Here is a 25,857-nt window from a genome sequence, read left to right as displayed (position 1 = left end):
ACCGGCTCGCGGCTCTATTCCAGGGCGGGGGCCACTGCGATGCCCAGGGCACCTGGTCCCAGGTGGACGCGCAGGGCCCGGTCGATGGGCAGGGTCAGGGTCTGGACGGTGATGGCCCCGGCCGCATCGAGGGCTGCGCGCAGCTCCTGGGCGAGCTCGTCGAGGGCGGTGGGGTCCTCGCCCTGGATGGCCAGGCGCACGGGCCCGGCCGGGGGGCGCGGCCCTGACAGGGCGGTGCCTCCGGCGGCGTGGACGGCGTGGTCGATGAGGCTCCTGCGGGCCCGTGCGGCTCCTCGCACGGTCTCGACGGCCCGGATGCCTGCGGGGGCGACCTCGAGGACGGGGCGGATGCCCAGGACTCCGCCGAGTCGGGCGGTGGTCCTGTCGATGCGGCCGGAGCGGGCCAGGTGGCCGAGGCTGTCGATGATGAAGTACTGGTGGGAGCGGGCCGCGGACTCGTGGGCCAGGGCGGCGCCGTGCCGCAGGTCCCGTGCGCCGCTGGCGGCCAGGGCGGCCAGGGCGAGCGCTCCCGAGCAGGTCCCGGAGTCGATGACCGCGACGTGGGCCTCCTCGTCGGCGTTGACCTGCTGGGCTGCCAGGCGCGCATTGTCCAGGGTGCCGGACAGGGATGCGGACAGGTGGAGGGCCAGGACCTGCCGGCTGCGCCTGGCGGCGCTGCGGTAGGCCTGGGCGAGCTCCTCGATGCTGGGCCGGGAGGTGGTGGATGCGCCGGTCTCATCGGTGTGGGTGTGGAGGGCGACGACGTCGATGCCGTGGTCCTGGGCGAGGCTGCGCGTGAGGCAGGCGGCGGAGTCGGTGACGACGGCGATCGGCATGCCGACAGCCTATCGGTCGATCGGTGCGCCCCGCCGCGGCGATGATGGCCTGGGACGACGCCTGCGCCGGGGTGACGGATCCGACCATGGAAGCACGCATTCTCAGGGACCGATTTTCCGCCTTCTTTCATTGATTATTCTACTTCCTTTCAGGATGCTTCAATCTTATGCGACTGCTACGAAAACGAGAAGTTCTCGACCATTCATTGTGCCTCACCGCAAGCACGGCCTTACCGCAACGCAAACCTACGGGCACAGCCCCGGCAGAGCATCACCGCCCACGATGCGGTGGGCGTCAGCACACGCCTAGCATGCACTCATGAAAACCATGAAACGACTCGCTCCCCACTCTTCGCGACCACTGATGCTCGCATTCGTCACCGCCCTGGCAATCTCCGGATGCGGCACGGATAGCGCTGACCAGGTCGCCGCCGAAACGACCTCCACAACAGTCACGTCAGCAGCACCCGACCAGGCCCCTGAATCACCCAGCACGACCCCCGACACCAGCACTCCCCCAGCCCCCACTCCGAGCACGACCCCTGACCCCCAGGGCGGAGGCACCACGCCTCCCCCGCCCTCCGACGCCGGCTCCACGGGCGATCCCGGCAGCACCAAGGGCGCAGCCCCTACCCTGCCCACCGGCAAGAACCTGACACGCGACGACTTCTTCAATCCGCCGGACAACAGCAAGCAGGCCCCTTTCGATGTGGCAGGTGAAAAGCATGAGGGAATCGGGGTGAGTGCCGTCGGCCGCGGAAACGATGAGCTGGAGCTACGACTCGGCAACCGGTACAGCCGCCTGACCTTCAACGCCGGCCAGGCCGATACCTCCGAGGCATCGGACACGTACCTGAGGGTGGAGATCATCGCGAATAACGCAACTGTCAGCACCACCGACGTGCCCTTCAATGAGATCAAGCCCTTCGACGTTGATGTCACCAATGTCAACGCCGCAAAGATCAGGCTCTCAAAGGTGGACGACAAGGGGAACATCAGCTACTCGGAAAAGAAGATCACCGCCGTCCTCTTCGATATTCAACTCCAGTAGATCAAAAGCACCCCACCAACCCATCTGGCGGATACGAGCATGGAATCCGAGACGCAGGAGAATCCATCCCAGACTGATCCAGTGGCAAACAAGACTCTCCACTGGACGAGACTCTCTGCCATCTGGGCCAAATACAATGCCATCATCACGACGATCGGCGTCGCGATCGCCGCAATCAGCTTCATAGTCACGATGAACAAGGCTGCGATCACCGCCCCCGGGCATCCCGTAACTCACGACGACGGCACCGCCGCGACCACCGCTATCTCTACAGGCGCTCCTCCTGCAGACCCGTCAGACCTCTCCTCCACCCCACCCACAGGCTGCTTCAAGGACGATTCTCCTGTCCCGTGCAGCTCCCCTCATGATAAGGAGGTGTTCCAGCCCGGAGAAGGACTCTCCTGCGACACCAGTGGACTCATCACCTACCTGGGCGGCCAGCCGGGGGTGGATCTGCTCAATGCGGATCTGGAGGTCGCCGCCGCCAATAGCGACGGCACGCTCTGCGCCATCACCAGCAAGAACGACCTCCCTCACACGTCGATTGAGGGGATATGGGCTCCTGGCCGTGGCAGCGAGTACCCCGCTGGCGGTCAATTCAGAAGGTGCCTCGACAGTCGAGGAAATCCAGCACCCTGCAACGACGAGCACTTCTCAGAGATCATCTATGAGGGGCCCGACGATGTCGATTGCGAAGCGAAGTACTCGGAGTTCACCGGCAGGAGCTTGAAGGAGGATTATTCGACGATCAAAGTTCTCTCGAGCTCTTCGGGAGAGCAGAAGATCTGCACAGCCGCACTACGCTCCAATTCCGATGCGCTTACGGCATCACTGCGCTGGCTGCACAGCAAAGCCCTGCCGGTGAGGCGGTAACGGGGCGCCGGTCCGGCACAGTCCTCTTAGGCCCCCACTGATCGAGCCTCGATGAGCCCGGTATAGAGCTCGGACAGCCGTCCGGCGGCGGTGGCGACGTCGAAGTCCCGTGATACCTCCAGGGCGCCGCGGCGCAGGCTCTCCAGGCGCGCGTCGTCACCCAGGACCTCGTTGAAGGCCCGGGCGAGGTCCTCCCCTGCAATGCCGCCGGCGAGGACCGCGTTGCGCTCGGTGAGGCACTCGGTCATGCGCTCATCGCAGTACACGATGGGCAGCCCCGCCGCGGAGGCCTCCAGGAACACCATGGGCTGGTTGTCGAAGTGGTAGGAGGCCAGGGCGAAGATGTCGGCCTGCTTGAGCATCGCGGCCACCTCCACCGGTGAGCGCATCCCGGCGAAGATCACCCGCCGGCCCACCCCGAGCTCATCGGCCCGCCGACGCAGGTCCTCCTCGCTGGGGCCTCCTCCCACCAGTACGAGGCTGACGCTGCTGTCAGTGAGATGCGGGAGCGCCTCGATGAGCGCTATCTGGCGCTTCTCCGGGCTGAGGCGGGCCACGCAGATGATGAATCGCTGTCCCGGGGCCTTATCGATGGGCGAGTCCTCGCCGTGGGCGTGGCGGTAGCGGGAGGTGTCGATGCCATTGGGCAGGATCATGCACGGTGAGCTCAGTCCTCCGTCGTCGATGAGGATCTGCGCCAGGTGCTGGGAGGGGGACAGGCAGGCATCGCACTTGTTGGCGAAGGCCGCGGTCAGTCGCCAGCCATGGCGCGACAGCGCCGCCTTGATGGTGGCCCGGCGCAGGTGCTTGATGGAGTCGCGGTGGACTCTGGGCAGCACCGGGGCAGACTTCAGCGCCACGGGAAAGGCGAAGGACAGGGCGAGGAGCCCGGCTATCACGGCCACCGGGTAGTCGTCGATGAGCTCGGTGTAGAGGGTGTGAATAGTGGTCACATGCGGGATCCCCTGGCGCTTGGCCACGGTCTGTGCCAGCACCCCCAGGCTGAACTGGGTCTGGCTGTGGACGATGTCGAAGCCGTAGCGGTCGAATCGCCTGGCCAGGCCCGGATAGATATTGGCCATCTCCCGGCTGTCGAAGACGTAGTACTTCGAGGAGGACAGGCGGATGATGTGGTCATCCTGCTCCACGTGGCCCTCCACCTTGGGTGCCACGATGAAGACCTCGTGGCCCATGCGCTCCAGCGCCTCGCGGAAGCCCGCCGTGGAGGTCGCGACCCCATGAACCGAGGGCAGGTAGTCGTCGATGAAGAAGGCGATCCGCATCTCAGCGCCCACCCGCCTCGTGGAAGACGACGTGGCGCCCGAACCGGGGCACGGCATGCCCGCAGAGCACGGATCGGGGCTCCCCCACCGGGTGGAGGCGGTCGCCAGGGCGGGCCTGGGCGCTGGGCGTGGTGGTCGGCCAGTTCATGGATGGGGCGAACCTCGTTGCTGGGGATGGGCAGGGGTCCTGTGCAGGGCCCGCCGGGGCGGCGCGCCCTGTCAGAAGGGTTCGATGGACCGAGGCTACCCCGGGGAGGACAGGTCGGGACCCTCCCCTGCCCGGGAGGGCTGCGTCACACCCCGGGCGCGTCTCGGCGCTCAGCCCAGGTGTCGGGTTCAGTGGCCTTGGGCCTCCTCGCCCTGGTCGGTCAGATAGGTCTGCAACCTCACCAGATCGAAGGGCTCATCACTCTCCGTGGTCGTCAGCACCCCGGCCACCGCCCGCGCCGGGCCCCCATCGACCGAGTACGTCGCCCGCCACGTCGTGGTCAACGTGATCCTGACCCCCTGCGCCGTGGCGGAGTACTTGTGGAACACCGTGTGATCAGGCCACGGCGCCCCCGCATCCGTCGTGGTCAACGACGTCCCATCACCCCAGGACCACGTATAGGACACCGGCGTGGCCACCACCCGCACCGCCGAGCCACCCACCACCGTGTCAACCACCTGATCAGCACCCGAGGTATACACAATCACCACCTTGGACACCAGCGCCCGAGACCCCGGCGGCTGACGCACGATCCCCGACCCCTGCGCCACCACCCGCTGCGCATCCGACGAGGTCACCACCACCGAACCACCCCCACCAGACCCAGGCCGAGATCCCCCCACCAGCGACAGGACATCACCCTGACACTCCTTACCCATCACAGAATCAGCAGCCTCATTCCGCCTGCACGCACCCGGCGAGGCATCCGCACTCACATCCACGCCGCCCTCAGCACTGGAATCACCCCCACCCGAAGCACCCACATCCTCCTGCGGCGCCTGCGCAATCTCCGTCTCCCGCGTCTGAGTCATATCGATCGAGTTATCCAGACCTTCAGCCGTGAAATTAACCCCATCTTCACCTCCATCCGCGACCGCTATCGAACTGACACAAAGCAGAGGCAGCACAAACATCGCGCACCATGACCGCGATCTCATTGAACATCACCGCCACGAATAATCCACCGCCCGTTCTCATACTTCATAGCTAGGATGACGACAACGCGATCCCGGGCCTCACCCATCTTGGGCTCACCTCCAGTGCCGTCATAGGTGCGGGTCTCTTCCTGCTTGATCGCGATATCCACACGGGAGTAGTCGCTGCCCGCGCCAGGCTCGACATACTGGGTCTGACTGACCGCCGGCGTCCAGAACTCAGTCCACCCGCCCTTGCTGTGCAGCTCGGTGACATTGTCGATCACTGATGTGCAAAAGGCGCAGTCCTTACGGGTCATCGCCCGCCACTCCGTCAAGTCCCCCGTGGCATACACATACGGATAGAGCTGAACGAAGTACTCCGCCGTCGCGATCGCCCCAGCCGGGGAGTCCTCATCCATACCCACCGGCCTGTCAGGCAACGGGGTCGCCAGAGCCGCCTGACGACTGGCCGCCTGCTCCGCCGGCAGCTCCACCACCGGCCCACCACTCGGATCGGCCGCCACACCAGAGTCCAAAGCCCCCGACCCCCCAGACGCAGCACCCGACGCACCCGCCGAGCCCTCACCACCCCCAGCACTCGCCACCGGCGCAGCAGCCCCACCACCACACCCACCCAGCACCGGCACCACCAGCACCAAGCACACCACCACCAACCGCACCCACCCAGAGCGCCAACCCCCGCGCCCGACCACCGGCACCAAACGCCCTCGACCCACCAGCCCACGGGCACCACGCCCCGGGGCCCGCCACCGCGGCCCCCGAGCCCCCGGCCCCCGCCCCACGGGCCCACATAACGACCTCAAGCGCCGCCGACCCACCGGCCCGCGGGCATCACCGCACCGGCCAGGTCCCACCGTCCCAGAGCGCCAACCCCCGCGCATGCCATACGTGCTCATCATCGACCACCATCATCACCAAGCAGAGAAACCGGGAACCACCAGCACGGTCCACACTGACCAGTACTGATCACACGACTGTAACCACACCACCGGCCCCACGCCACCCCAACCACCACACCTGTGGACAACCCCGCCCCCACGCCGTCGCTCAGGCAGTCGGGGTGCACGGCCGCCCGGGAGTCGGCCCCGATGTCACAGTGAGCGTTTACGATGGCATCATGACCGACTCCGCTGATATCGCACGCCTCAAGGCCGAGGCCGCGCAGGCCGCCGCTGAGGCCGCCGCAGCCAAGGCAGCCGCCGCCCAAGCCGCCCTCGACGCCGCGATCGCCTCCGGGGCCACGCCCGATGCCCCATCCGACGACCAAACCGCCGATGCCGACGACGGCGCCGGTGCGGCCGAGCGCGCCTCTGAGGCGGGCGAGGCCGCAGCGCAAGCCGTAGCGGGCAGCCCGCCGCCCGCTGAGCAGGAGCCCGCCGAGGAGGCGCAGCAGCCCGCTGAGCACCCTGCGGTCGAGGCCCCAGGCGCCGAGGCCGCCGCCCGGCCAGCCGCGACGCCGTCGGAGCCCCCTGCGGCCGCTCCAGCAGAGTCCACAGCGCCATCGGAAGGTGCCGCGCCCTCGCACGAGCCAGCGCCATCGAGCTACGCCGCCCAGGTCCGCGACGGCTACTCCTTCTCCGCCCCGACCCTGCCGGTGGGCACCTACCTCGACACCCAGGCCGAGGGCGAGCCCGCACCCGTGGCCGGCCTGTCGGTCGGCATCCCCCTGGGGCTGCTCAACCGCCACGCCCTGGTGGCGGGCGCCACAGGAACCGGTAAGACCCGCACCCTCCAGCTGCTGGCGGAGGGGCTGAGCGCTGCGGGTGTCCCGGTCTTCCTGTCCGACATCAAGGGAGACCTCACGGGCCTGGCCGAACCGGGCACCACCAGTGACAGGCTCACCGCCCGCACGGCCGCCACCGGCCAGCAGTGGGCTCCCCAGTCCTTCCCCCTGGAGCTGTTCACCCTGGGCGGCGGCGCCCAGGACGGGGCGGTCAAGGGCACCCCGATCCGCACCACGGTCACCGAGTTCGGGCCGATCCTGCTCTCGCGGGTCCTGGACCTCAACGACACGCAGGCCTCCGCCCTCCAACTCGTCTTCCACTGGGCCGACGCCCAGGGCCTGGCGCTACTGGACCTCAAGGACCTGCGCGCCGTCGTGGACTACCTGACGAACACGGATGCCGGCAAGGCCGAGCTCAAGACCATCGGAGGGGTCTCGGCGGCCACGGCCGGGGTCATCCTGCGCCAGATCGCCGCCCTGGAGGCGGCCGGCGGGGACGCCTTCTTCGGCGAGCCCGCCCTGGACGTGCGCGACCTCATGCGCACCGCCCCCGACGGGCGCGGCCTCATCTCCGCCCTGGAGCTGGCCGACATCCAGTCCCAGGGCACGCTGTTCTCCACCTTCCTCATGTGGCTGCTGGCCGAGCTCTTCGAGACCCTGCCCGAGGTGGGCGATCCGGACAAGCCCACGATGGTGTTCTTCTTCGACGAGGCCCACCTCCTCTTCTCCGGCGCCACCAAGGCCTTCCTGGAGGCAGTGGTGCGCACCGTGCGCCTCATCCGCTCCAAGGGGGTGGGCATCGTCTTCATCACCCAGTCCCCCACGGATGTGCCCGACGAGGTCCTGGCCCAGCTGGGCTCGCGGATCCAGCACGCCCTGCGCGCCCACACCCCGGCCGATGCGGCGAACCTGAAGAAGGCAGTCTCCACCTTCCCCACCAGCCCCCTGAACCTCAGCCAGGTGCTCACCAGCCTGGGCACGGGCCAGGCGGTGGTCAGTGTCCTGGATGAGAAGGGCCGACCCGCGCCCGTGGCCCCCGTGGTCGTCAACGCCCCCGCCGCCGTCATGGGCCCGGCCCAGGAGGCCACCGTGGCCCAGGTGCTGTCCTCCTCGGCCCTGGCCTCGAAGTACGCGACGACGGTGGACAACGAGTCCGCCTACGAGCTGCTGGCCAGCCGCGTGGCGGCCGATGCCCAGGCCGCCGAGGAGGCGCGCGCCGCGGAGGAGGCCGCCAAGGAGGCGGCCAAGGCCGAGGCCGCCGCCCAGAAGGCTGCGGAGAAGGAGGCGGCTCAGCGCCAGAAGGAGGCTGAGCGGCTGGAGCGCGAGGCCGCTAAGGAGGCCGAGCGCCGTCAGCGGGAGGCCGAGCGCGCCGCCCAGCGCCGCAACCGGGAGATCGAGAGGACCATCGGCTCGGTGGGCCGCCAGATCACCCGGGAGATCACCCGCTCCATCTTCGGCACCCTGCGACGGCGGTAACGTCCAGAATCGAAACAAGGCGACACGCTAGAAGCAACGCAAAGGAAAAGGAACACGATGAAATCAGAAATTCGCCCATCTCAGATCAACGACCTCTCAGAAAGAGTTCGCAGAAATAAATATGCAGAATACCTAAAGTCAATGCGTCTTGTTAAAATTCGAGGGTTCAGTGATACTGAGATTACCTTTGATTTTCCAGTTACCGCTCTGATTGGCCCCAACGGGTCAGGAAAAACCACAGTTCTTGGAGCGGCTGGCTTGCTTTATAAGTCCGTGTCACCTAGACGTTTTTTTGCAAAAAGCGGGCGCTACGATGACTCCATGCAAAATTGGAAAATAGAGTATACCGCGCTTAGCGAAAACATGAAGTCTGGAACGTCGATAACTCGAACCGCAAGTTTCCGTCAGGCAAAATGGAATCGAGACGCATTAACCCGTTCAGTACTAGTAATTGGCATCGATAGGACACTTCCTGCAACAGAACGAAAGAACCTAAACCCATTCATTGGAAACAACTTCAAGGGATCTGAAGAGCACACTTTTTCGCAAGCAATTGTCGATGCGGTTCAGAAAATCTTGGGAAAGAATGCGGACAACTACCTAAGTATCAGCGCAGATAAAACTAAGACGAAAATCTTTGCCATGCGCGACGAGTCAACCTCGAGTGTAGGGTACTCTGAATTTCATTTCGGAGCCGGGGAAGCAAGTATAATTAGAATCGTATCAGAAATCGAGGAAGCACAGGATGGGTGTTTGATGTTGATCGAGGAGATCGAAAATGGCCTCCATCCGTTAGCGGTGAGGAGATTAGTTGAATATCTAATAGATGTCGCTAAGAGAAAGTCAACCCAAGTCGTTTTCACGACGCATTCCAATGCAGCACTAGAGGCACTTCCAGACGATGCAGTTTGGTCATGTTACGACGGGAAGGTAAAGCAAGGGAAACTTGACATCGAAGCTCTCCGCACTCTGACAGGAGAAGTAGAGTGTCAGGCAGCAGTTTTCACAGAAGACAGTTTTGGTGCTGTTCTAGCGGATATAACTTTACGAAAACTGAAATCGCAAGGTGTGAAAAGATCCTCCATAGAAATTCATCACATGAGTGGAGCTGACTCTGCATATCAGCATGTCGCCTACCACAACAGTAATCCAACTTCATCCTTTCCTGCAATTGCACTACTAGATGGCGACATGAAAAACAACTCGAAATTCTCTACAAAAGAAATAAAAGCAGGTGATTTGAAGTTTACCTCGACTGTGTTTTGTCCCGGCGATTCCCATCCGGAAGTCGAGATATTCGAGGATGTTTACGCTAAACTAACTCAGATTCTCGGGAAACTTACGCAACGATTGACACTAGACACAGACTCGCAAACTCAGGTAAAGAAATCAATAGAGACGCGTCGGTCCACATGCCGAGACCCTCACCTGCTATTCGCACAGATAGCAGAAGATTTAGACTTCCTACCAACCGACACCGTTGAAAGAGCATTTATAACGATTTGGTGCGATAGTTTCCCGGAAAAAGTGGAACGAATGTGGGAAGGAGCACTCCCCTGCCTCGTGTCTCAAGGAATTAGGGAGTGAAATATAGCTTCACCCTAAACCACTCTCATTGTTTATTCTCATCACTTCTTGTGCCTAGTGTCAAGGGGTGGGAGCAGCGAGGAGGCGTTCGAGGGCTTGGCGGGGGGCTAGTCCGGGGTGGCTCGGGGGCGTTCATTGAGTTCTTCAGCGATGGTGGTGGGGTAGAGCTGGTACTGGGGATGGGGGGGGCCTTTGGGCAGGTCCTGGCGGATCAGTCCACCTGTGTTCTCGTTGGAGCCTGATTGCCGGGCCGTGGGGATCGGCGAGGTAGACCGGCATGTCGGTGGCCTCGATGAGCTAGCGCCCCGCCAGCACCACTTGGACCCAGCTAGTCGCCGTCCGCTGGCCAGGCCGGATGTCATGGGCATTGCGGTGGGCAGCCAGCCAGGCGCTGATGGTACGGGCAGTGGAAAAAACAGGCACATCAAGCGTGGCACGATAGGACACCCGTGCGGGGCCTGACCGGAGCAAGTAGATGTTGTTCATACACACCACTGTGCCCCCAGGCCCCGCATGCCCCTACCCACGCCCGTTACCTTGTTGGTGGTCCTGGGTGGTCCGGGGCCGGGCCAGCCGCCTCCGGCATGATGTCTTGCCCCTGTCTACCCAATGATCCGGGGGGTGTTGTCACCGGTGGTGGCGGGCAGAGGGTGACCGCTGATCAGGGGAACGACCCGCCGTTGTGCGGCGAGGTCTTTCGCAGGCGTGGGTGCGGAACCGTCTGCTCACGCGCTGGCCGTGTCACGAGCACGAGAGGCGTTGTAGGGCGCATGGACATCGAGGATATTGAGGTCTTCGTCGGCACCGGGCGTCGGCAACGAGCACTGGGCGACAGCACTGACCCGGGACGGGCGGGGGTGCGTCTCGTAGTGTGGTGGTAATTCCTGCGGGGCTTGGCCAGCCGGGGGTGCTGGGGTGGGCATCGTGGGGTCCGTGTTCGTCGACCAAGATTCACAAGGAGTGTCCCCACGATGCCCAAGAACCAGTCTGCCGTGTCCGTGCTGATCCGGGAAGTCCTGGACGACCCCGGCCTGGCCCATGACGAGGTGTTCCGCCGGATGCTGCAGGCCGGCCTGCAGGACCTGGTGGACGCCGAGGCCGCCGCCGTGATCGGCGCGGCGCCCTATGAGCGCACCGAGCAGCGCACCAACAGGCGTAACGGCAAGCGCGCCAAGACCTTGGACACCACTGCCGGAAGCATTGAGCTGGCCATCCCCAAGCTGCGCACCGGGTCCTTCTACCCCTCGCTGCTCAACCCTCGCAGGCGGGTCGACAAGGCCCTGTACGCGGTGATCGCCACCGCCTGGGTCGAGGGGGTCTCCACCCGCAAGGTCGACGACCTGGTGCGGGCCCTGGGCTGCGAGTCGGGGATCTCCCGCTCGACGGTCTCGCGGATCTGCAAGGAGCTCGACGAGGCCGTCGGGGAGTTCATCTCACGCCCGCTGGACCACGACTGGTTCCCCTACCTGTTCCTGGACGCCACCTACCTGGACGTGCGCATCGGGCGCCGGGTCGTCTCCCAGGCCATGGTGGTGGCTACCGGCGTGTCCGGGTCCGGTAACCGCGAGATCCTGGGCATGGCCCTCGGGGACGCCGAGACCACCGACTTCTGGACCGGTTTCCTGCGCTCCCTGCGCCAGCGGGGATTGAGGATCTCCAGCCCAACCGACCCGCTGGGGGTCGCACTGGTCACCAGTGACGCCCACGCCGGCCTGAGGGCCGCGGTCAAGGCGATCCTGCCGGGCGCGGCCTGGCAGCGGTGCCGCGTGCACTTCGCCCGCAACGTCACCCACACCGTGGGCTCAGCCCACTCCAAGCCGGTCAACGCCCTGATCTCCACCGTCTACGCCCAAACCACCCCCCAGGCCGTGGCAGCGCAGTACAGCAAGGTCGTTGACTCCCTGAGCGAGTCCTTCCCCCAGGTCGCCCAGATGCTCACCGACGCCCAGAGCGACCTGACCGCCTTCGCCGCCATGCCCCGCGAGCACTGGCAGAAGATCTGGTCCAACAACCCCATCGAGCGCCTCAACCGCGAGATCAAGCGCCGCGCCGACGTCGTCCAGGTCTTCCCCGATCGAGACAGCGCCACCCGCCTCATCGGCGCCATCCTGCTCGAGCAGCACGAGGAATGGCGCTACGCCGAACGCCGCTACCTCTCCCAGACCTCAATGAACCAACTCGCCACCACCCTGACCACCGACCAACCCACAGCGACCACCATCACCCGATAGAACACTTACACCACACAAAAAGACTTGACCACGGGCGGAAGGTCTGGGCGTGTTAACTGTTCTGTGTAAGCCCTCTTGGAAGGACTGGCACACTGATGACTGTGATGGATGACAAGACTGTTCCTGCTTCTGGTGCTCAGGTGGCTGCTGAGCTTCGGGACTGTGGTGCTCTTGATGGGCTGTTGGCCCAGATCCGTGAGGGCTCGACGCCTCTGACTGGTCAGGACGGGCTGCTGCCCGCACTGCTCAAGGAGTCCTTGGAGGCCGGGCTGCGCGCCGAGCCAGGTGACCACCTGGGCTATGCCAAGGGCGAGCCCACCACCGAGGCCAGGGGTAACGCCCGCAATGGCACCACCACTAAGACCATCGATTCGGAGGTGGGGTCCTTCGAGATCGAGGTCCCCCGGGACCGGGCGGGGAGCTTTACCCCGCGCCTGGTGCGCAAGGGCCAGCGCCCGATGGACGGGTTGGATGCGTGTGAATCACCAGGCCTGGTACGCCCGGGGGGATTGAGAAGTGCGCGACATCTCCCATCACCTGCGTAAGACGCTGGGGGTGGACCTGTCCAGTGCGACGATCACCCCAGGATCACTGACGCGGTGCGCTGGGGCGGTCATGGACTGGCAGCAGCGCCCGCTGGAGGCCTTCTACCCGGTGGTCTACCTGGATGCCATCAGGATCAAGATCCGCCAGGGCAATCGGGTGGCCAATCGTGCCGCTCATATCGCCATCGGCGTGGATATGGAGGGCATCAAGCATGTGCCTTAAGCATCTGGGCCCCGGGCCGACGAGGGAGCTTCCTTCTGGGCCCACGTATGCGCCGATCTGGCCAACCGGGGCGTGTCTGACGTGCTGATCGTATGCTGTGATGGGCTAACAGGCTTGCCCGAGGCCATCGAAGCGACCTGGCCCGACTCAGTGGTCCAGACCTGCGCGGGTACCACCTGATCAGGGCCTCCATGCGCTTTGTGTCCTACGCCGATCGCAGGAAGGTCGCCGCGGCCCTCAAGCCGGTCTACACCGCCCCCAATCAGGAGGCCGCCTGGCAGGCCCTGGAGGACTTCGCCTCCAGCGACCTGGGCGGTAAGTACCCCCAGACCGCGGCGACCTGGGAGCGGGCTTGGGAACGGTTCACCCCTTTCCTGGCTTTCCCCCCGGCCCTGCGACGAGTGATCTACACCACTAATAGTATCGAGTCGCTGAACTACCAGCGGCGCAAGGTCACCAAGAACCGAGGCCACTTCCCTTCCGACGAAGCCGCCACCAAGCTGCTGTGGCTGACCATCTGCGACATCGAGGACAACCGCGCCTACGAACGAGCCAAGGAGACCGGCAAACGCGCCCCCGACAGGCGTGCCAAGGGCCACCTCATCGAAGGCCAGACCACCACCAACTGGAAGCAGGCCCTGGCCCAACTCACCACCGCCTACCCCGACCGCATCAACCCCTACCTCTAACCCACCCGCTTACACAGAAAACTTGACAGGCTCGAAGGTCTTCGACAAGGCTCTGCCCAACGACGAGGCCGGTCTACGAGCCCTCTACAAGAAGCTGGAGGACCACGGAAGCCTCCTGGTGGTGGTCGACCAGCCCGCCACCATCGGGGCCCTGGCCGTGGCAGTGGCTCAGGACATGGGCATCACTGTGGGCTACCTGCCGGGCCTGTCCATGAGGCGCATCGCCGACCTGACCCCAGGACAGGCCAAGACCGACGCCCGTGATGCTCAGGTGATCGCCCAGGCCGCCCGGACCATGCCCCACACCCTGAGAGCCATCAATGCCAGTGACCAGGATGCAGCAGCGCTGAGCATGCTCACCGGCTTTGACCTGGACCTGGCCCGCCAGGTCAACCAGACCGCCAACCGTATCCGGGGCCCGTGTGCACCCAGATCCACCCCGTACTCCAGGCCGTCCTGGGCCCCCGGCTCGAGCACGACGCCGTTCTGGAGGTGATCGCCTCCTGGCCCACTCCAGCCAAGCTCAAGCGGGCGGGTAAGACAAGGATTGACACCAAGCTCAAGACTCACGGGGCTCGTCGCCATGCCTCATGGACGCAGGAGATCATGGGCGCCCTGACCAAGCAGACCCTCACCGTCGCGGGGACCGACGCCGCTGGCGTCGTCCTGCCCCACCTGGCGCGCCAGCTCATCGCCCTGCACGCCCAGCGCCGTGACATCGCCACCCAGGTCGAGGCCCTGGTGGAGGCCCACCCTCTTTACGAGGTCCTGACCACCCGTGCCCGGGATCGGGGTCAGGACCGCCGCAGTGTTCATCGCTGAGACCCTCGGGCGCACCTTCGACACCGGTGCGCACCTGGCCTCCTACGCCGGTCTGACACCCGTGACCAAGAGGTCGGGCTCCTCGATCCGCGGCGAGCACGTCTCCCACGGCGGCAACAAGAGACTCAAGCGAGCCATGTTCGGCTCCGCCTTCGCCTCCCTGAGATCCGACCCCATCAGTCGCGCCTACTACGACCGCAAGATCGCCCAGGGCAAACGCCTTGGGCCAAGCCATCCTCGCCCTGGCCCACCGCCGCATCCTCACCCTCTACGCAATGCTCAGAGACGGCACCCTCTACAACCCCCAACCAGCACAGCCACTAGCAACCGCCGCTTGACACACCGCATAGGGGCACCCCCCTTTTCTTTATCGCCAACCCCATATCACCACTTCACGCTCGACCCACCATTTTCAAGAAACTCATTAAGTTTACCCACCAGAACATCCATAAGGCTGTCAGATATCCTTGCCGTCCATCGACCACGCCCATCATCCACCGGAAGTCCCATAAACCCAGACCGAGAACTACCTGTGGGGTTATAGATGATAAAATCAAGATCCTTGACAAGAAAAAAGAAATCCCCATTAAGAGACTGCACCTTTATAAGAGGGTTACTTTTATAGACATCCTTAAGGGCTGCGACCTTCGAAAACCTGACTCTATTATCAGGAATAAAGTACACATATTTAACCCCGCGTTGAATATTTCTTCGAACAACGTCTACGAAATCTCCACGCTCAAGATCTCCAGCGAGATCCACGGAAACAATCCACACTTCCTCCACCGATTCGCCAGCTTCGACCGCCTTAAGATAAGCATTATCCACAATCCATTCGAATCCCCCAAAATCCGCCTTTCTTAAAAATAAATCAACTCGTTCATCTATGCGCCTTGAAGCGCGCTCCACCGGAGCCACATAGCGCGCGTGGACTGTAAGCGAAGTAAGAATATACACAACGAAGACTGATACTACGCAAGCGACTGCCAACCAGGGATCAGATCGACCGAATATCCAGTCTAAAGCTAGAGAAAGAAGGAAGGCAAGCACTGCTGAATATACTGGAATTAAACCCGCCTGGAGCGATCCATCTTTAATCCAATTCTTGACCTTCATGAACATCGCAACTTCTTCTTAGGTTCGCCTCTTTTTTAGCAAACTAACCAATCTTGGAGTCTGTTTCATCTCCCTACTCCGGAACGATGCTCACCAGCTTCGGGGCCCGCACGATCACCTTGCGCACGCCCCGGCCCTCCAGGGTCCGCACCACGCCCGGGGCGGCCAGGGCCAGTCGCTCCAGCTCCTCGGCGCTGATATCCGGGTCCACCTGAAGGCGGTCGCGCACCTTGCCCTTGACCTGGACCACGCAGGTGACCTCCTCGGCGCGCAGCAGCGACTCGTCGGCCACCTCGGGGAAGGGCTCGCGGGCCAGGGAGCCCGCATGGCCCAGCCTGCTCCACAGCTCCTCGGCGATATGGGGGGCCACCGGCGCCGTCATGAGCACCAGGGCCTCCATCGCCTCACGGGGCACCGCCTCCAGACCGGTGAGGTGGTTGTTGAGCACGATGAGCTTGGCGATGGCCGTGTTCAGGCGCATCCCCTCATAGTCCTCGCGCACCCCCACGATCGTGCGGGCCACCAGGCGCCTGGTGGCGTCGTCGGCCGCCTCGTCGACGACGGTGACCTCACCGGTCTCCTCGCTGACGGCATTGCGCCACAGGCGCTGGAGGAAGCGCTGCGCCCCCACCACGGCCCGGGTCTCCCAGGGGCGGTCCACGTCCAGGGGGCCCATGGACATCTCGTAGACGCGGAAGGTGTCGGCCCCGTAGGCCTCGTACATCTCGTCGGGGGTGACGATGTTCTTCAGGGACTTGCCCATCTTGCCGTACTCGCGGCGCACCGGCTGGCCCTGCCAGGTGAAGACCGGCTCGCCGCCCTCCCCCGTCTCCTCCACGACCTCCTCGGCGGGCACGTACTGGCCGCGGGCATCGGTGTAGGCGTAGGCCTGCACGTAGCCCTGGTTGAACAGGCGGTGGTAGGGCTCCGAGGAGCTGACCACGCCCAGGTCGAAGAGCACCTTGTGCCAGAAGCGGGAGTACAGCAGGTGCAGGACCGCATGCTCCACTCCCCCGACGTACAGGTCCGTGCCGCCCGAGGTGTTGCCGGCCTCGGGCCGGGGCCCCATCCAGTAGGCCTCATTGGCCGGATCGATGAGCGCGTCCTCATTGGTGGGGTCGGCGTAGCGCATCTCGTACCAGCACGAGCCGGCCCACTGGGGCATCGTGTTGGTCTCGCGCCGGTAGGTGCGCAGGCCATCGCCCAGGTCCAGCTCGACCTCCACCCAGTCGGTGGCCTTGCCCAGCGGCGGCTCCGGGGAGGACTCGGCGTCCTCAGGATCGTAGGAGCGCGGCGAGTAGTCGGTGACCTCGGGCAGCTCCACGGGCAGCATCGACTCGGGCAGGGCGTGGACGCCGCCCTCCTCGTCCCACACGATCGGGAAGGGCTCGCCCCAGTAGCGCTGGCGGGAGAAGAGCCAGTCGCGCAGGCGGTAGGTCACCGCCCGGCGGCCCGCACCCCTGGCCTCCAGCCAGTCGATCATGGCGGCCTTGGCCTCCTCCTTGCCCATGCCGTTGATGTCCAGGTCGCCCCGGGCGGAGTTGACCACAACGCCGTCGCCCGTGTAGGCCCCCTGCGACAGGTCGACGCCGTCGGGATCCTCAAGCGGCCCGATGGTCTGGACCATGTCGACGCCGTAGGCGGTGGCGAAGGCGTGATCGCGCTCATCGTGGGCGGGAACGGCCATGACGGCCCCGGTTCCGTACCCCATGAGCACGTAGTCGGCCACGAAGATGGGGATCTGCTCGCCGTTGACCGGGTTGATGCCGAACAGGCCGGTGAACACACCGGTCTTGACCCGCCCCTCATCGGTCCGGTCGGCCTCGGTGGTGGCCGCGGCCCGGGCGCGGTAGGCGGCCACCGCCTGCGCCGGGGTGGCGTACCCGCCGGTCCAGGACTCCCGGGTGCCCTGCGGCCAGGCGGCCGGCACCCTCAGGGCGCCAGCATCGGCGGCGATCTCGTCCTCCGAGCGCACCGAGGCCGAGGAGTCGATGCCCCCCAGGATGGGGTGCTCGGGGGCCACCGCCATGAAGGTGGCGCCGAAGAGCGTGTCCGGCCGGGTGGTGTAGACCTCCAGGGCGGCGTCCTCGCCCGCCCCCGGCACGGCGAAGGCCACCTGTGCGCCCTCGGACCGGCCGATCCAGTTGCGCTGCATGAGCTTGACCTTCTCAGGCCAGTCCACCGTGTCCAGGTCCTCGGCCAGGCGGTCGCCGTAGGCGGTGATGCGCATCATCCACTGGCGCAGGTGGCGCTTGAAGACCGGGTAGTTGCCGCGCTCGGAGCGGCCCTCGGCGGTGACCTCCTCATTGGCCAGCACGGTTCCCAGGCCCGGGCACCAGTTCACCGGCGCCGAGGAGACGTAGGCCAGGCGGAAGGAGTCGATGACCCCGGCCTGCTCACTTGCGCTCAGGCTCTCCCACTGGCGCCCGTCGGGCACGGCCACCTCGCCGCTGGCCAGCTTCTCGCGCAACTCGCTCACGGGCCGGGCCGCCCCCAGGCCCCGCCCGTCCCGGCGCGGGGCGGTGGGGTCGAACCAGGAGTTGAAGATCTGCAGGAAGATCCACTGGGTCCAGCGCACGTAGTCCACGTCGATGGTGGCCAGGGAGCGGCGGGGGTCGTGGCTCAGGCCCAGGCGGCGCAGCTGCCGGCGCATATTGGCGATATTGGCCTCGGTGGAGATGCGCGGGTGCTGGCCGGTGGTGACCGCGTACTGCTCGGCGGGCAGGCCGAAGGCGTCGTAGCCCATCGTGTACAGCACATTCCTGCCGGTCATGCGGGTGAAGCGGGCCACGACGTCGGTGGCGATGTAGCCCAGCGGGTGGCCCACGTGCAGGCCCTTGCCCGAGGGGTAGGGGAACATGTCCAGCAGGAAGAACTTCTCCTGCTGCGCGCCCGGTCCGGCCAGGTCGCCCACGGGGTTGTCGGCGCGGAAGGTCCCCTCGGCCTCCCAGCGGTCCTGCCAGGCCGTCTCGATGGAGTCGGCCAGTGCCGCGGTGTAGCGGTAGGGGGTTGCCTCGGCGGTGCCCTGGGATGACCCCTGGGAAGTGGTGTCCGTCATGGCGGAGATGCTCTCTTCCGTGCTCGTGGCGTGGATGCGGGGCGACGCCGCCCCAGCCTGATCGAGGACGGGAGCCGGTCGTGCAGGTGCACAGCCTATCGCCCGGCACGGCGGGCCCCCAGGGCTGTCCGGCGCGTGGGCGGGCGAGCCCGGTCACGTCGGCACCGGCCCTGTCCCGACGACGGCGGTGCGGAGCCGGTCCGCACCGGCTCCGCCGGGCTGCTGCGCGGGATGGGCTCGCGGGCATCAGTTAGTCTGAGGGCTGTTCTTATTCCGGTGACCCAGGCGGCTGCCCGGCGGGAGGCTGACTGCGACGACCAGCCCGGTGAGCCCGTGTTGGGCTCGGCCCTGAGGAGAGGTAGGCATGACCCGATCCGCGAACGGCGCCCGCAGGCCCGACCACGCCCACAGCCCTGCGCACCACTCCCCGAGCCATTCGCCAGGTCATTCCCCGGGCCGTCAGCCCCGCCCCCACCGACCGCCCCTGCGCCTGCGCGACCTGCCCGGCCGCATCGCCCACCGCCTGGAGTCCGAGGTCTTCTCCGGGCTGCTCATGGTGGCGGCCGCGGCGGTGGCGCTCCTGTGGGCGAACTCCCCGTGGCGGGAGTCCTACGCGGCGGTCTCCTCCACGGTGATCGGCCCCCACGCCCTGCACCTGGACCTGACGGTCTCGGCCTGGGCGGCCGATGGGTTGCTGGCCATCTTCTTCTTCGTGGTGGGCCTGGAGCTCAAGCAGGAGTTCGTCGTCGGCTCCCTGCGCGATCTGCGGGAGGCGGCGCTGCCGATGCTGGCGGCCGTCTTCGGCATGGTGGGGCCCGCCGTGGTCTACGTCGGGATCCAACTGGCCTCGGGCAGCGGGGAGCTGACCGGCTGGGCAGTGCCCACCGCCACGGACATCGCCTTCGCCATGGCGGTGCTCTCGATCTTCGGGCGCGGCATGCCCCCGGCGGCCCGCACCTTCCTGCTGACCCTGGCGGTGGTGGACGACCTTCTGGCCATCATCGTCATCGCCGTGTTCTACTCCCACGGCTTCAGCCCCCTGGCGCTGCTCGGGGCCCTGGCGGTGGTGGTGGTCTTCGGCCTGCTGGTGCGCAGGGGCATCACCCACTGGTACCTGCTCATCCCCCTGGGCGTGGTGGCCTGGTGGCTCATGCACTCCTCGGGCGTGCACGCCACGATCGCCGGGGTGCTGCTGGGGATGACGGTCCCCGCCAAGCCCACGCGCCGCGAGCCCCAGGGGATGACGGCGCGCCTGGCCCACCTGGTCCACCCCTGGAGCGCCGGCCTGGCCCTGCCGGTCTTCGCCCTGTTCGCCGCCGGGGTCAACATCATCGACGGCGGGGGCCTGGGCGAGGTGCTGACCGACCCGGTGTCCATGGGCGTCTACCTGGGACTCCCCGTGGGCAAGATCCTGGGGATCTGGGGCTCGGTGGTGGTCCTGACCCGCCTGACCCGCCTGCACCTGGGCCACGGCGTGGACAGCGCCGACGTGCTGGCCCTCTCGGCGATCGCGGGGATCGGCTTCACCGTCTCCCTGCTCATCGCCGGCCTGGCCTTCGGCGAGGGCCCGACCACCGATCACGCCCGGGCGGCGGTCATCCTGGGCACGCTCATCTCAGCCATCCTGGGTGCCGGGCTGCTCCAGCACCGGGTGCGCCAGCCACGGCGCGGACGGCCCTCGACCCGCGGCCATGTCATGCGCCCCCACCACGAGCACTGACCCGAGCTCTGGAACGAGCACTGAGAGGCACCGCCGGGCGCCGGCGCTCAGGAGGTGTGCGCCGAGCCTATGGAGGCGGGAACGTACTGCCCCCAGCCGTCCTGGCGCAGGCCGGCCCGCAGCCGCTCCATGGCCTCGTCGAGCTCCTCGCCGGTGACGTCTGCGCGGGCCGAGGAGAAGGACAGGTCAGCCTCGGAGCGGATCGGCAGGACGTGGAGGTGGAGGTGGTCCACGCCGTAGCCGGCGACCACCAGCCCGGCCCGGGAGGCGCCGAAGACCCGCACCTGGGTGGCGCCGATGCGCTTGGCGACCACCGCCATATGCGCCACCACCTCGTCGGGGGCATCGACGTAGGAGTCGACCTCGATCCGGGGCACCACCAGGACATGGCCGGCGGTGTGGGGCTCGATAGTGGCGAAGGCGACGACCACCTCATCGGCCCACACGAAGCGGCCGGGGATCTCGCCGTTGATGATCTTGGTGAAGAGCGTGCTCATGGCCCCATTGTGCGCGGTGCCCGGTGCGCGCTGCACATCCTCAGCGGGGCCACCGGGCGCTCCGAGGAGCCCGGCCCCGGGATCATGCGGTTCCCACAGCGGCGGCCGGCCCTCAGGGCGCTGAAGACGTGCGGCTCAGGACAGGACCCACAGGGAGCCGTCGGGAACGGTGGCCTCGGTCGCCCCTAAGGCTCCCGCATCACCGTCCGGGCCTGCGGCGTGCTCGGGCCGGCCGCTCACCGCCCGCACAATGCTCGCCCAGCCGCCGCAGGGGTCCTCCACCCGCCTCAGGACGCGCACCCGGGTGTCCAGGCTGATGCCCGCACGGGTGAGTCGGCGCAGGGTGTGGGAGTCGTCCTTGATCCGCCCCACTATCCCCTCAGCACCCGTCTCCAGGGTCTCGATGCGCACGAGCTCGGGGATGTCCAGGTCGCCATCCTCGGTGGGGATGGGGTCGCCGTGGGGGTCGCGGGTGGGGTGGCCCAGAACGGCATCCAGGCGCGCCAGCAGCCGGTCGGACACGGCGTGCTCCAGCTCCTCGGCCTCCTCATGGACCTCATCCCACTCGAAGCCCAGTCGGGTCACCAGGTAGGTCTCCAGCAGCCTGTGCCGGCGCACGATGGCCATCGCCCGCCGCCTGCCCTCCGGCGTGAGGGTGACGGCCTTGTAGGGCTCGTGGGCGACCAGCCCCTCCTCCACCAGGCGGGTCACATTCTCCGAGGCGGTGGAGGGCGCGACCTCCATGCGCCGAGCCAGCCCGGTGATCGAGGCGCCGGTCCCGCCCCACTCGCAGGCGGCCCACACCACCTTGAGGTAGTCCTGGGTGACGGTGGAGTCGACGGCGGGGCCGGGCCGCTGGGCGCGGCGCTGGGCGGGCCTGGAGGAGGTCCTCGAGGCCGGGCCGGATGATGCGCTGGTCACGGTTCTGCGCTGTCTTACCGCAGGAGGGCCAGCCACTGGTCCCAGAAGGCGACCACGATGACGAGGATGACGGCCAGGTACATGGCGCCGGTGATCCACCAGCGCATCCGCACCAGGTCGGCGGCACGCTCGGCCCCCAGGCCCAGGTGCCCGCCCAGGGCGGCCCAGCACCAGGTGGTGGCGGCCACGGGGATGGTGGCCGCCCAGATGACCATGCAGTAGGGGCACAGCTTGCCGAAGGCGACCACGGAGACCCACAGGAACCAGGCGATGAAGGCCACACCCCCCAGGCTCCCGGCGCTCAGCCCCCACCAGGCCCAGCGCGGCAGGCGCAGGCCGCTGGCCAGTAGGGCGCCGAGGCAGGCCAGGACGGCGAAGGCCATGGCTCCGATGAGGGAATTGGGAACGCCCAGCAGATTGCCCTGCCAGGCGTTGAGGCTGTCCCCGCAGGCGACCAGGGGGTTGACGTCGCAGGTGAGGTCGGCCAGGGGGTTCTTCAACAGCTGGATCTGGGCGGTCAGGAGGTGCCAGGAGGCATAGATGCCCGCCGCAGCGCAGATGATGAGGGTCCAGGCGTAGGAGCGGGGGGCGCCGCTGCGCCGCAGCCAGCCCGGGCCCTGGTCCTCGCGGCGCACCTGGGCCAGCAGCGCACTGTCGCGCTCGACGGCGCGACTGAGGTAGGCGTCGAGCTCCTCCTGGCTCATGGCGTCGATATCGGCCTCGGTGGGCACCTGTGTCATCTTCCAGTGTCTCCTTGTCCCCGGATGGGCGCGGTGCCATTGTGCCCCATGGGCGGGCAATGGTGCCCCGCCGTCGGCTCCGTGAGACGGGGACGGCTCCCACTCCCCCGGCCCCGCTGCTTCTCAGGGGGCCGTGGTCTCATCGGGCTCCACCGCCTCATCGGTGGGGGCGGTGCCGGCCTCCTGATTCGCCCGCTCGGCCTCGTCCGGGGTCTGGGGCGGGGGGACCGGCTGCCAGGCACCGACGGTGACCGAGGCGTCGGGGTGCAGGACCACGGCGCGCCAGGCCACCAGGGAGCCGTCGCGGTCGAAGGACAGCACGTGGAGGTAGGCGTCCTCGGTGACCGAGCCCAGGGAGGTACCGCCCTTGCCGGCGCCCGAGATGAGGGTGGAGACCGGCCCGTGCGGCGACTGGAGGGTGCTCATGCCCCGCTCGGCGTGGACGTGCCCGGCCAGGAGCAGGGGCGCGCAGCCCTGGGAGGTCAGGGGCCCGAAGGTGGCGGGCTGGTGGATGAGGACGACGTCGGTGGGCGCGGTGCAGCTGGTGGCGGCCAGGCCGGCACCCACCTGCGCGGCGTTGCGCCCACGGCGGCTGGAGGTCCCGGTGGCGGCAATGGTGCGGTCGGGGTCCTCGTCCCCCAGGACGCGCAGGCCGCCGACACTCTGGATGGTGCCGTCGGTCACCGTCCAGCCCTGGGAGCGCAGCCGCTGCGCGGTGGAGTCGGAGTCGTGGTTGCCCACAGTGGCGACCTTGGCGGCCGAGGCCGGCACCGCCTGGCTCAGGGCGTCGACGCACAGCTGCTCGGGCTCCGAGCCGGTCATGGTCAGGTCGCCGTCGTCCATGTGGATGTCGGCGCCGGCCAGCCGGTCCAGGATCCCGGTGAAGGTGATGACGTCGAGGTTGCAGTGCAGGTCGGTGGACATCACCGCGGTGGTGGTGCCCCGCCGCTCCACCGCCCGGGCACCGGTGGCCTGCGGTGGCCTGCTCGTCGGCCCGGCCGAGGGCGTCGATGCGGCGGCCGAGGGACCCGCCGACGCCGCAGGGCCCGCATCATCGGCCTGTCCCAGGGCCGGCTCCGTGGCCTGCTCCGTGGCCTGCTCCGCCGCCTCATCGGTGGCCTCATCGGTGGGCTGGCCGGGCCCGGGGGCCGGCCGACCCAGGCGACGCACCGAGACGGCGCTCACCCGCTGGTCGAGGTCCTCGCGGTCGACGCTGCCCTGCGCGGCGGTGACGTCCACGAGTCCGCCGGTGTCCTGTGCGGCGCTCCAGGCGGCGCGCAGGTTGGTCTCGGCGGCGGAGTAGAAGGCCTGGTTGTCCTTGAGGAAGGAGGTGACGCGGGGGCCGTAGGCGGCCACGACGTCGGCAATGCGCCCCGAGAAGCGCGCCTGCGCCAGGGGCGTGCCCTCCAGGGCCTCCAGGGTGGTGCCGCGGGGGGCCTCGGACCTGACGGCGGGCACGAGCAGGGCCATGGCCGTGCACAGCGCCGCGGCGCCGGCGATGATCGCCGGCGGCCTGCGCCTGAGGCCGGCCGCCAGCGTGTCGCGCAGCCTGCCGGTGGTCGCCAGGCGCCCGGCGGCCACCAGGCACAGGATGAGGGACTCGATGAGGCCCGCGCGGCGCAGTGCGTCGTGGAGCAGGGCGTGCAGGCCCCGGTGGATGGTCAGCTCGGGGTGGCTGACGACGCCGATGTAGGAGGCGACGTCGGAGGACAGGGCCTGGCCCACGCTCTGGGCGTCGGCGGCCTCGGGCTGCGGCTTGGAGGGGATCTCCCCGGGGACGACCTCCAGACCGAGGACCCCGGCCGGGGAGTCCATGGAGGCGATCCCCAGTGGGCCCATGTCCAGGGTGATGGTGGAGTCCAGGGTGGTGGACCAGGTGGCCTCGTGGGGCCCCAGGGGCGCTTGGGCGCTGGCGGTGCTCAGCCCCACCAGCAGGGAGACGATCGAGGTCACTGCCACCAGCGCCAGGGCCCGTACCGTCCTGCGGAAGGTCACGGTGCGCCGGCGCCACCACAGCCAGACAGTGCGCCCCGCCCCCGCCGATGCGCGACGGACCGCGTGCGTGGCCCTGCGCCACAGGGGCGGTGGGGCGGGAGCGAGGGCCGCTGGGGCCGTCGAGTCGGGCACAGTCCTCCTCAGGAGATGGTGGCCGGTGCGGATGCCGGCACGCTCGGGGCGCCGGGGCCGGTGGCGCGCAGCCGGGCGGTCAGCCCGGTGACGCGCTCAACGGTGTCCTGCCAGCCCGTGACCGCCCAGCAGGGCACGCCCAGGGCCTTGACGGGGTAGTCGTTGCCCTCGGGATCGAGGCGGTCGCCGATGAAGAGCATGTCCTCCAGGGCGATGCCGGTGATCTGGGCGAGCCGGCGCATGCCGTAGGCCTTGTCCACGCCCTTGAGGGTGATATCGACGCTGGTTGTGCCCCCTGAACGCACCTCCAGCTCGGGCAGTCGGGCGGCGACGGCACTGCGCAGCCTGTTCTTCTTCTCCCCGCTGGGATCCCAGGCGGCCTTGGCCTCCAGGGGCGCCTCCTGTCCCAGGGCGGAGAAGGTGATCTGGCTGCCCCGGTCCTCCAGGGCAGGGCCCCAGGTCTGCTCCTCCCACAGGCCGAGCCTCCGGGCCTCGGCCTCAACGACCTCGAATCCCTCACGCACCTGCTCGGGGGTCAGGTCGTTGGCGTAGACCAGTCGCCAGGGGTCCTGGCCGCTCTGGCCAGACCCGCCCGGCTGATCCGCCCGGCCCGACGGGACCTGCTGGCCGTGGTCGGACATTTCGTAGGCGTAGTAGCGGGTACCGCAGGTGGGCATGAGGTGGAGGCCGGCCAGCTGGGCCGGGGTGGCCTCCAGGCGGGCGAGCACCTGGTTGCGGAACTGCCCGATCTGCCCCCCGGAGATGATGCAGACCGGGACCACCTCCAGCAGTCCGCACAGGGCCCGGGCCATGGGGGCCGGCATCGCCGTCTTCGAGGGGGCGAGGGTGTCGTCCAGGTCGAAGGCGACGAGGGAGGGCAGATCGGCTGCGGCGGAATCAGTCATGGCCGCATTGTTTCCCACCGACCTGGGAGGCGGCGGGGACATCCCGGCGGATCAGGGGCATCCGTGATGAAGATGTGCTGCGACAGCGGCGCCACCGCAGCGGCTCACTCCTCAGTGCCCGTGGCACTCGTGCCGCGCAGGTGGCTGTGGGCGAGCCGTGAGGCCTGCTCACGGGCGTCGCGCTCCTCCCGGCGCCCCCGGGAGATCAGTGCGGTCACCGAGACCGCCAGGCCGCCCCAGATGATGACGACGGCGGTGAGCATGAGAGCGATCGCCGCTCCGGTCATG

At 67.3% G+C, this 25,857-nt stretch carries 21 protein-coding genes and 2 pseudogenes; 10 read left to right on the top strand and 13 right to left on the bottom strand.

The genetic code is table 11. The annotated features are described in order from the left end of the window. Nucleotides 1-14: 14 nt before the first annotated feature. Nucleotides 15-836, bottom strand: a complete 822-nt coding sequence (locus tag MANAM107_RS10600; protein WP_223908164.1) for a DegV family protein — start codon at nt 834-836, stop codon at nt 15-17. A gap of 319 nt (nt 837-1,155) precedes the next feature. Here MANAM107_RS10600 and MANAM107_RS10595 point away from each other — a divergent pair, with 319 nt between their 5' ends. Continuing rightward, nucleotides 1,156-1,887, top strand: coding sequence for an NPCBM/NEW2 domain-containing protein (locus tag MANAM107_RS10595; protein WP_223908162.1), 732 nt, complete (start codon nt 1,156-1,158; stop codon nt 1,885-1,887). Between the two features lie 39 nt (nt 1,888-1,926). Then, nucleotides 1,927-2,760, top strand: coding sequence for a hypothetical protein (locus MANAM107_RS10590; RefSeq protein ID WP_223908159.1), 834 nt, complete (start codon nt 1,927-1,929; stop codon nt 2,758-2,760). Between the two features lie 26 nt (nt 2,761-2,786). Here the strand turns inward: MANAM107_RS10590 and MANAM107_RS10585 are convergent, their stop codons facing one another. The 4 genes from MANAM107_RS10585 to MANAM107_RS10570 form a co-directional block, all read right to left on the bottom strand. After that, a complete protein-coding gene (locus MANAM107_RS10585; RefSeq protein WP_223908155.1) occupies nt 2,787-4,043 on the bottom strand; it encodes a glycosyltransferase in 1,257 nt (418 codons plus the stop codon). Nucleotide 4,044: 1 nt separating this feature from the next. Then, a complete protein-coding gene (locus MANAM107_RS10580) occupies nt 4,045-4,191 on the bottom strand; it encodes a hypothetical protein (protein WP_223908153.1) in 147 nt (48 codons plus the stop codon). 188 nt (nt 4,192-4,379) lie between these two features. Then, nucleotides 4,380-4,742 (bottom strand): hypothetical protein, encoded by a 363-nt coding sequence (locus tag MANAM107_RS10575; RefSeq protein WP_223908151.1) that lies wholly within the window; start codon nt 4,740-4,742, stop codon nt 4,380-4,382. Nucleotides 4,743-5,185: 443 nt separating this feature from the next. Further along, nucleotides 5,186-5,665, bottom strand: coding sequence for a DUF6318 family protein (locus MANAM107_RS10570; RefSeq protein ID WP_223908148.1), 480 nt, complete (start codon nt 5,663-5,665; stop codon nt 5,186-5,188). Nucleotides 5,666-6,306: 641 nt separating this feature from the next. On the opposite strand from MANAM107_RS10570, the gene MANAM107_RS10565 reads away from it, so the two are divergent. The 7 genes and pseudogenes from MANAM107_RS10565 to MANAM107_RS10545 all read left to right on the top strand — a co-directional run. Then, nucleotides 6,307-8,388: a helicase HerA-like domain-containing protein gene (locus MANAM107_RS10565; RefSeq protein WP_223908147.1), complete on the top strand. Its 2,082-nt coding sequence runs from the start codon at nt 6,307-6,309 to the stop codon at nt 8,386-8,388. 57 nt (nt 8,389-8,445) lie between these two features. Further along, complete coding sequence (locus tag MANAM107_RS10560; protein ID WP_223908146.1) at nt 8,446-9,975, top strand: ATP-dependent nuclease; 1,530 nt, start codon at nt 8,446-8,448, stop codon at nt 9,973-9,975. Between the two features lie 971 nt (nt 9,976-10,946). Then, the gene (locus tag MANAM107_RS10555) at nt 10,947-12,206 is read left to right on the top strand and encodes an IS256 family transposase (protein WP_223908145.1); all 1,260 of its coding nucleotides are present in this window, start codon (nt 10,947-10,949) and stop codon (nt 12,204-12,206) included. 95 nt (nt 12,207-12,301) lie between these two features. Next, complete coding sequence (locus tag MANAM107_RS13305; RefSeq protein ID WP_373314050.1) at nt 12,302-12,751, top strand: transposase; 450 nt, start codon at nt 12,302-12,304, stop codon at nt 12,749-12,751. Beyond that, a pseudogene (locus tag MANAM107_RS13300) lies at nt 12,723-13,154 on the top strand (transposase). The gene MANAM107_RS13305 and the pseudogene MANAM107_RS13300 overlap by 29 nt, the downstream one beginning before the upstream one ends. An 11-nt stretch (nt 13,155-13,165) precedes the next feature. Next, nucleotides 13,166-13,663 (top strand): transposase, encoded by a 498-nt coding sequence (locus MANAM107_RS13295; RefSeq protein WP_373314049.1) that lies wholly within the window; start codon nt 13,166-13,168, stop codon nt 13,661-13,663. A gap of 28 nt (nt 13,664-13,691) precedes the next feature. Beyond that, nucleotides 13,692-14,823, top strand: a pseudogene (locus tag MANAM107_RS10545) (IS110 family RNA-guided transposase); the annotation flags it as partial. Between the two features lie 46 nt (nt 14,824-14,869). Here the strand turns inward: MANAM107_RS10545 and MANAM107_RS10540 are convergent. Continuing rightward, nucleotides 14,870-15,601 (bottom strand): hypothetical protein, encoded by a 732-nt coding sequence (locus MANAM107_RS10540; RefSeq protein ID WP_223908144.1) that lies wholly within the window; start codon nt 15,599-15,601, stop codon nt 14,870-14,872. A gap of 73 nt (nt 15,602-15,674) precedes the next feature. Beyond that, complete coding sequence (locus MANAM107_RS10535; protein ID WP_223908143.1) at nt 15,675-18,659, bottom strand: leucine--tRNA ligase; 2,985 nt, start codon at nt 18,657-18,659, stop codon at nt 15,675-15,677. Between the two features lie 364 nt (nt 18,660-19,023). Here MANAM107_RS10535 and nhaA point away from each other — a divergent pair, with 364 nt between their 5' ends. After that, on the top strand, nt 19,024-20,379 hold the full coding sequence (gene nhaA, locus MANAM107_RS10530) for a Na+/H+ antiporter NhaA (RefSeq protein ID WP_223908142.1): 1,356 nt from the start codon (nt 19,024-19,026) through the stop codon (nt 20,377-20,379). Between the two features lie 47 nt (nt 20,380-20,426). On the opposite strand, the gene MANAM107_RS10525 is transcribed toward nhaA, so the two are convergent. From MANAM107_RS10525 to MANAM107_RS10500, 6 genes are all read right to left on the bottom strand, one after another. Then, on the bottom strand, nt 20,427-20,876 hold the full coding sequence (locus MANAM107_RS10525; RefSeq protein ID WP_223908140.1) for an HIT family protein: 450 nt from the start codon (nt 20,874-20,876) through the stop codon (nt 20,427-20,429). Nucleotides 20,877-21,011: 135 nt separating this feature from the next. Further along, nucleotides 21,012-21,683 carry a metal-dependent transcriptional regulator gene (locus MANAM107_RS10520; protein WP_263421963.1) on the bottom strand — a complete coding sequence of 224 codons (672 nt, stop codon included), beginning with the start codon at nt 21,681-21,683 and terminating at the stop codon, nt 21,012-21,014. A gap of 128 nt (nt 21,684-21,811) precedes the next feature. Then, nucleotides 21,812-22,537, bottom strand: a complete 726-nt coding sequence (locus MANAM107_RS10515; protein ID WP_223908137.1) for a vitamin K epoxide reductase family protein — start codon at nt 22,535-22,537, stop codon at nt 21,812-21,814. Nucleotides 22,538-22,660: 123 nt separating this feature from the next. Then, nucleotides 22,661-24,664 (bottom strand): serine/threonine protein phosphatase, encoded by a 2,004-nt coding sequence (locus tag MANAM107_RS10510; protein WP_373314048.1) that lies wholly within the window; start codon nt 24,662-24,664, stop codon nt 22,661-22,663. A gap of 8 nt (nt 24,665-24,672) precedes the next feature. Next, nucleotides 24,673-25,569, bottom strand: a complete 897-nt coding sequence (locus MANAM107_RS10505; RefSeq protein ID WP_223908136.1) for an HAD hydrolase family protein — start codon at nt 25,567-25,569, stop codon at nt 24,673-24,675. Between the two features lie 104 nt (nt 25,570-25,673). Next, entirely contained in the window at nt 25,674-25,856 is a 183-nt protein-coding gene (locus MANAM107_RS10500) for a methionine/alanine import family NSS transporter small subunit (RefSeq protein ID WP_179900116.1), read from the bottom strand. Between the last annotated feature and the right edge of the window lies 1 nt (nt 25,857).

The sequence above is a fragment of the Actinomyces capricornis genome, assembly GCF_019974135.1.
In the GTDB taxonomy this organism is placed as follows: domain Bacteria; phylum Actinomycetota; class Actinomycetes; order Actinomycetales; family Actinomycetaceae; genus Actinomyces; species Actinomyces capricornis.
Note: the sequence above shows the minus strand (reverse complement) of the source record. Positions and strands in the feature narration are given on the sequence as shown.

Excerpts from the sequence above, each read along its gene's own strand:
- MANAM107_RS10565 (WP_223908147.1), top strand. The coding sequence starts at position 6,307 with ATGACCGACTCCGCTGATATCGCACGCCTCAAGGCCGAGGCCGCGCAG.
- MANAM107_RS10580 (WP_223908153.1), bottom strand. The coding sequence starts at position 4,191 with ATGAACTGGCCGACCACCACGCCCAGCGCCCAGGCCCGCCCTGGCGAC.
- MANAM107_RS10590 (WP_223908159.1), top strand. The coding sequence starts at position 1,927 with ATGGAATCCGAGACGCAGGAGAATCCATCCCAGACTGATCCAGTGGCA.
- MANAM107_RS10500 (WP_179900116.1), bottom strand. The coding sequence starts at position 25,856 with ATGACCGGAGCGGCGATCGCTCTCATGCTCACCGCCGTCGTCATCATC.
- nhaA (WP_223908142.1), top strand. The coding sequence starts at position 19,024 with ATGACCCGATCCGCGAACGGCGCCCGCAGGCCCGACCACGCCCACAGC.
- MANAM107_RS10555 (WP_223908145.1), top strand. The coding sequence starts at position 10,947 with ATGCCCAAGAACCAGTCTGCCGTGTCCGTGCTGATCCGGGAAGTCCTG.
- MANAM107_RS13295 (WP_373314049.1), top strand. The coding sequence starts at position 13,166 with ATGCGCTTTGTGTCCTACGCCGATCGCAGGAAGGTCGCCGCGGCCCTC.
- MANAM107_RS10560 (WP_223908146.1), top strand. The coding sequence starts at position 8,446 with ATGAAATCAGAAATTCGCCCATCTCAGATCAACGACCTCTCAGAAAGA.
- MANAM107_RS10535 (WP_223908143.1), bottom strand. The coding sequence starts at position 18,659 with ATGACGGACACCACTTCCCAGGGGTCATCCCAGGGCACCGCCGAGGCA.
- MANAM107_RS10505 (WP_223908136.1), bottom strand. The coding sequence starts at position 25,569 with ATGACTGATTCCGCCGCAGCCGATCTGCCCTCCCTCGTCGCCTTCGAC.
- MANAM107_RS10600 (WP_223908164.1), bottom strand. The coding sequence starts at position 836 with ATGCCGATCGCCGTCGTCACCGACTCCGCCGCCTGCCTCACGCGCAGC.
- MANAM107_RS10595 (WP_223908162.1), top strand. The coding sequence starts at position 1,156 with ATGAAAACCATGAAACGACTCGCTCCCCACTCTTCGCGACCACTGATG.
- MANAM107_RS10585 (WP_223908155.1), bottom strand. The coding sequence starts at position 4,043 with ATGCGGATCGCCTTCTTCATCGACGACTACCTGCCCTCGGTTCATGGG.
- MANAM107_RS10540 (WP_223908144.1), bottom strand. The coding sequence starts at position 15,601 with ATGAAGGTCAAGAATTGGATTAAAGATGGATCGCTCCAGGCGGGTTTA.
- MANAM107_RS10515 (WP_223908137.1), bottom strand. The coding sequence starts at position 22,537 with ATGACACAGGTGCCCACCGAGGCCGATATCGACGCCATGAGCCAGGAG.
- MANAM107_RS10525 (WP_223908140.1), bottom strand. The coding sequence starts at position 20,876 with ATGAGCACGCTCTTCACCAAGATCATCAACGGCGAGATCCCCGGCCGC.
- MANAM107_RS13305 (WP_373314050.1), top strand. The coding sequence starts at position 12,302 with ATGACTGTGATGGATGACAAGACTGTTCCTGCTTCTGGTGCTCAGGTG.